Raw genomic sequence first — 6019 nt, forward strand, 5'->3', positions numbered from 1 at the left:
AAGTCCGCATCATCGGGAAGAATCAGTTCTACAGGTTTAGGTTTCCCGTCTTCATCATGAGGTGACAAAAGATTTCTGACCACGCTCATCATGTATGTGGTGGAATCATAATAATATGCATGTTTCATTCTCTGACCGAATTTAACAGGGAATATTTCCATCTGTTTGAAACGCTGAGGATTACTCCGCTTCATTTGTCTTAATCTGTCCACAACACCGCCGCCTACGCCGCCGTCATCTATCTTAACAGCAACAGGACGTTTATATTTAGGATATTTTTTAAGCAATTTATCATAACACATCACTATATCATCAGCAGTCTTCATGGTATCCTGTCCCTGACGTTTGCAGACAATATCTGCCTTTTCATTGACTTTGTGACCAATAACGGTCTTATCGTCCCCGAATCTTGCGACATCACAGCCAATATGGATAAGGTCGGGTATTTCCGGTTCTTCAAAATCTTTCACAGACGATGTTGACGTTAATATCAATTCCATAGGAATGAAAACATCATCTTCCTGTTTAGGAAATTCTCCGTCAACACGTACACGGACAAAATTTGAATCCTTCCCATATTTGCGCTCCATAGCCGCTATATTTTCCTTATTGGTTCTGGAGCTGTCACGGGAAGAAACTCTGTGGCATTTATACAACCCTCTGTCACAGGTATGAGAATCGTAAAAAATACCGGAGGTCTTTGTAGGATTTCCGCACATAAGCAGCTTATTATTTGCGCCGGAAAGCGTACCGAGAATCGCCTCCATAATAGGGTCGGCAACACCTGAAGCCTCGTGAACGATAAAGAGCATGTTGTCCTCGTGAAAGCCCTGCATGTTTTCGGGCTTTGTGGCAGTACGTGCAGTCGCAAACCAGCGTTCTTCATATCCCTCGACAGAAACCTTTGTTTTAGTCCATTTTAAAACCGCTTTCAAGAGCGGACTTTTTGACTGCCATTTTGAAACCTCTGCCCAGAGTACGTCATTAAGCTGCTGTTTAGTGGGAGCAGTTGCTACAACACGGGAATACGGGAAACAGGACAAAAACCACAGGCACAAAACAGCTTCACAACCAGTCTTTCCAACGCCCTGACCGGAACGCACCGTAACTTTAGGAAACTCCGCTATATCCGCAAATACTTCCTTCTGCCATTTGTCAGGCTCAAACTGACAAACCTCATAGGCGAACAGTTCGGGAGATTTGCGGTATTCGGGGATTTTTTTCTTAAAAGCTTTTATAAGCCTGTGGTATTTATTCTTCCTGTTCATTTTCATCTTCTCCGAGAAGAGCGTCTATCCAAGCTTCAGCCATACTGCTTTCGGCTGTTTCGCTGCTGCCCAGCATTTCCCTTAATTCACGAACTGCCGAAACATCAGGCAGAGCCGTTTTCTTAATATGCTTTACTTTTTTTCTTCCCTTACCGTCAACTGTGATTTCTTCTTCTGAATATTCTCCGCCGGAAGCTGCCAGAATCAATGCTTTTTGAAGCTCTGCTTCTACAAGGTCGGGATTTGACTGTATAAACTCGGCAAACTCCTCATTGCGTTTTTTAAATTCATTGATTAATCTATCACGCTGCGGCTTGCTGTCTGTTTTTAAAAACTCATCATACAGGCTCTTTATACTATTTAAATTTCCGCCTTTTATCCTTTTCTGACTGACCTCATATTCATCAATTCCTTCAAGCAGAGATCTAATGCTTTTTTTATTTAATGCGCCCAAAATACCACGTCCTTTCACGGTATAAAAATAAGGGCAAATTATGCCCTTTTAAGCGATTCTGTTTTTTAGAGATAAATTTTACGTCCAAATAATTTTAAACGGTTATAAAGAGTGTATAATGCTTATTAAAGGCATATTTTATTTCAATCCGTTTCCGAATATACAAATAAAGGCCTGTCAGCCCCTGTAAGCGATTTTGTTTTTACCCCTATAATTTCACCAATAATTTCTTAAAACGGTTTTCAAGAGGGTCTGAATCGTTTTCTAACGCATATTTCATTCAGATATGCTTCGCCATTCGGCAATTCAGTTTTAAAAAGCCGTTTTTATATATTCCGCTGCGCCGATCGGTACGGGACGCATCAACCGTACTTCAGCATAACGCAGGGATTTTTAAATAAGTTCAATAGGCAGTGTGACCTTATGTTTTATTCCGCAGATAGATATTACAGTCTTTGCACGCCTCTGACGAATATCGATCGAAGCATATTCTCCTCCGTATTTTCTTAGAGGTCCTGACATTATCATCTTTCTTCCGTCAACAGTTACAAAAACCCTTGACGGTTCTATAGGCTTACCGTTATTCCAGAGCCAATTGATAAACGGGATTTCATTTTCACGTATTGCCTGCGGTTTTCCCTTTCCGATAAAATTTATAACTCCATCGGTATTTTTAACCTTATAATAATCTTTTTCGGTTATGGATTTATCCGATTCAAGAAATATGTATCCAGTAAATACAAGCTTATTTTCCAATCTCCATGTGCCTCCACGGCGTATACTCATAAGCTTTTCGGGAATTTTAATATTAAATCCAAGTCTTTTTAACAAAACTCCGGAGGAAAGCTCACAGCCTGTTTTAGTCTGAACAACGTACATCATAGCTTTTCTTCCTCCTCTTTTAAAAATTCCTTGACTTGTCTGTATAATTCAGGGCGTTTTACCGCCATGGCATCGAATATCATTGTTTTAAACTGATCCGCTCCGTTTTCAAGAAGCTCTTTGGACTTTAGATCGGCGTTACGTTTATATGCTGCCGCTCTGGTCAGTGAAACTGCCGATTTGACTAGAGTGTCAAAATCCTTTGATTTTATTTCCTCTGACGGTATCTGACTTACAGCATCCAGTACCTGACTGCTTATAATGCGAAGTATACCCTCAGCCATATCAATATCGGGGTATCTGTTGATTTCTTCCATCAGCGCTCTGAAATTTTCCTGAGAAACTCTCAATCTTTCAAGAGACTCCCTGAAATGCTTTACATATCTGTGAACGCTGCCTATTGATATCTCTGTTCCGGTATCCTTTATGTAGTCCACGATTTCACGATAGGTAAAACCGGCACGTATCATCTCATCTACAGTCTCTTTAATATCAGGCTCAAGACCGTCAATAATACTGTGTCTTCTGTTTCCGAGAGTGTTCATATCACACCTCCTACAGAGTTATACAGTCATCTGTTTTTTTACCTACCAAAATACGCACGCCCTCAGCTGTAAGCTTTGCCGACAGACATTTAAACGGAGCGTCCGCAAGAGTTGTCGGTTTTCCGTTATCCGTATTTCTCAGCTTTACATATCCGCTTTCATACAGATAATCAATGCTTCTGACAATCTCATATTCCTCCAGATCTGAAAGAACATATTTGATTTCAGTTAATTTTTTGAAATCTCCTGCCAGTATGTTCAGCATTTGCAGAATACGTCCGTTATTAACAAAGAAATTACCGTTTTCAATTTCCTGTTTTAATTTATCCGCTTCATAATTCACTATTTTCCGCCTCCTTTAATTTCAAGAAGAATATCCATTATTTTATCAAGCTTACGACGGTTCTCCGTTTGCTCTCTGAAGAAATCTTCTTTCGTTATGTAATCCTCTTTAATTTTTGCAATGTCCTTTTTACAGTCTTCAAGTTCCGAAGATAAAGCGTAACGTGACTTTATTTCAGTAATATTTCTTTTGCATTCATCCAGCTCCGAAATGGTTCTTTTAAGAAAAAATGCAACAACTCCTATTCCGCACGTCAAAGCAAGCTGAAATATATTTGTAAAAATATCTGTATTCATGGTATCCTCCTTCCTATAAATAAAAATACGCACTGTATAACCTTGACTATAATTATACAGTACGTATTTAACTTTGTAAAATCACATTCTTCACTTTTTTACTTCCCTTGCTGATTTTATTTTTAACTTTATTATAAAACAAAAAAATACATTATGTATAATAACAGATACAATTATACATAATGTATTTTTAATTATATAATTATATTTTTTCTATCAATTACTTTTATTGATAATATGCAAATAGATAAATTTAAATTTGTACATTTGGTATAATTTGTTAAATTTTATTGATTTAGATATTTTATCGTGATATACTATATATAGATATTATTTGTTATAAATTTTCAAGAAGAAGGTATTTACAATATGAGTTATGAAGAATTATCTATAAATGGATTTATGCAGGAGATAAAAGATGTTTCAGACGGTCATCATCCAAGAAAATTTTGTTTTGTTCTCGGCGCCGGTGCATCCATATCATCCGGAATAAAATCAGGTCAGGAGCTTGTAGATATATGGGATGATAAACTGCGGATACGCAATAAAAGCAGCTACCTCAAGTGGCGGTCAGAATATGGGATCACCGATGAAAATAAATACAGTTTTTACAGTCAATATTACGAACATTATTTTAAAAGACAGCCCAAAGACGGATATAACTTTCTTGAAAAATTAATGGAGAATGCTATTCCCAGCGCCGGATATGTTATATTATCGTATCTGCTGTCTCAAACAAAAAACAATGTTGTTATAACTACAAATTTTGATCACTTGACTGAAGACGCCATTAACTATTATACTCAAACCATGCCCATGGTAATAGGTCACGAATCTTTATCTCACTATATATCAAAACCGATTAACAGACCGACCGTTATTAAAATACATAGAGATCTCCTGTTTAATCCTGCAAATACTGTTAATGAGGTTAATAAGCTTCATGATAACTGGAAAAAAGCACTTGATACTGTTTTATCAGAATATCACCCTATATTTATAGGATATGCCGGAAATGATAACAGCTTAATGGATTATTTAATAAGGCAAGGAGATGAATTTGCCAACAACAGGTTATGCTGCCCCTACTGGATGCTTTACGGCGATGGAACACCTGATGGAAAAGTACACGACTTCTTAGAAAAATCCAACGGATATTTTATACAGCACAATGGTTTTGATGAGGTCATGTTTTTAATTGGACGTGTTTTAAAAATAAAAATGCGGTCTAAAGAAGATTTTCTTAAGAAAGCAGAAAATAGATTTAAAATACTAAGTGATTCAATAGATAATTTTACAAATAAGTTAATGAAAGACAATTCATCATCTGCTGCTGATAATTCAACAGTGTCTGAAGAAATTAAAGAAGCTGTACAATACGTAACAAGCCAAACCGACTTGCAAAATATGTATAAAGAAGTTGTATTGTCATATCGTGAAGGAAATTATGAAGATGCCGTTTCAATTTGTAAAAATCTGATAAACCTGGCTCATGATAATGCGCTATACCATAACACTTTTGGTATTATACTACATAAAATGAAACGTTATGTTGAAGCTCTTATCGAAAAGCAAAAAGCTGTTGAATTAGAATCTGACAGTGCAGAATATCGCAATTCCCTTTGTATAACATTGCATGAAATGAAACGTTATGATGAAGCTCTTACTGAAACGCAAAAAGCTGTTGAATTAGAACCTAACAATGCAGAATATCGCAATTCCCTTGGTATAACATTGCATGCACTGAAACGTTATGATGATGCTCTTACTGAAACGCAAAAAGCTGTTGAATTAGAACCTAACAATGCAGAATATCGCAATTCCCTTGGTATAACATTGCATGCACTGAAACGTTATGATGAAGCTCTAACCGAATACTATAAGGCTGTTGAATTAGATCCTAACGATGCATTTTATCATAATAATCTTGGTATAACATTGGATTACATAGAACGTTATGATGAAGCTCTTATTGAAATGCAAAAGGCTGTTGAATTAGAACCTGACAATCCAGAATATCGCAATTCACTTGGTGTAACATTACATAACATGAAACGTTATGATGAAGTTCTTATTGAAAAACAAAAAGCTGTTGAATTAGAACCTGACAATCCAGAATACCGCAATTCAATTGGTGTAACATTGCATGAAATGAAACGTTATGATGAAGCTCTTACTGAAACGCAAAAGGCTGTTGAATTAGAACCTAACAATGCAGAATATCGCAATTC

Annotated in this window: 7 protein-coding genes; 1 reads left to right on the forward strand and 6 read right to left on the reverse strand. The window is 36.7% G+C overall.

The window, feature by feature from the left end; genetic code table 11:
- The 6 genes from OCV67_RS10865 to OCV67_RS10890 form a co-directional block, all read right to left on the reverse strand.
- Positions 1–1268: DEAD/DEAH box helicase family protein (locus OCV67_RS10865; protein ID WP_147644006.1), on the reverse strand; the 1268-nt coding region annotated here is incomplete at its 3' end.
- Positions 1252–1722: a hypothetical protein gene (locus OCV67_RS10870; RefSeq protein ID WP_147644007.1), complete on the reverse strand. Its 471-nt coding sequence runs from the start codon at positions 1720–1722 to the stop codon at positions 1252–1254. The genes OCV67_RS10865 and OCV67_RS10870, both read right to left, overlap by 17 nt.
- Positions 1723–2115: 393 nt before the next feature.
- Complete coding sequence (nusG, locus tag OCV67_RS10875; protein ID WP_147644008.1) at positions 2116–2604, reverse strand: transcription termination/antitermination protein NusG; 489 nt, start codon at positions 2602–2604, stop codon at positions 2116–2118.
- Positions 2601–3149, reverse strand: a complete 549-nt coding sequence (locus tag OCV67_RS10880; RefSeq protein WP_147644009.1) for a phage protein Gp27 family protein — start codon at positions 3147–3149, stop codon at positions 2601–2603. The genes nusG and OCV67_RS10880 overlap by 4 nt, the downstream gene beginning before the upstream one ends.
- A 10-nt stretch (positions 3150–3159) precedes the next feature.
- Complete coding sequence (locus tag OCV67_RS10885; protein ID WP_147644010.1) at positions 3160–3492, reverse strand: type VI secretion protein; 333 nt, start codon at positions 3490–3492, stop codon at positions 3160–3162.
- Entirely contained in the window at positions 3492–3788 is a 297-nt protein-coding gene (locus OCV67_RS10890) for a hypothetical protein (protein WP_147644011.1), read from the reverse strand. Before OCV67_RS10890 ends, OCV67_RS10885 begins: the two co-directional genes overlap by 1 nt.
- 369 nt (positions 3789–4157) lie before the next feature.
- On the opposite strand from OCV67_RS10890, the gene OCV67_RS10895 reads away from it, so the two are divergent.
- On the forward strand, positions 4158–6019 hold a 1862-nt coding region (locus OCV67_RS10895), incomplete at its 3' end, for a tetratricopeptide repeat protein (protein ID WP_178085103.1).

It is taken from the genome of Porcipelethomonas ammoniilytica, assembly GCF_025567485.1.
GTDB classification, from domain to species: domain Bacteria; phylum Bacillota; class Clostridia; order Oscillospirales; family Ruminococcaceae; genus Porcipelethomonas; species Porcipelethomonas ammoniilytica.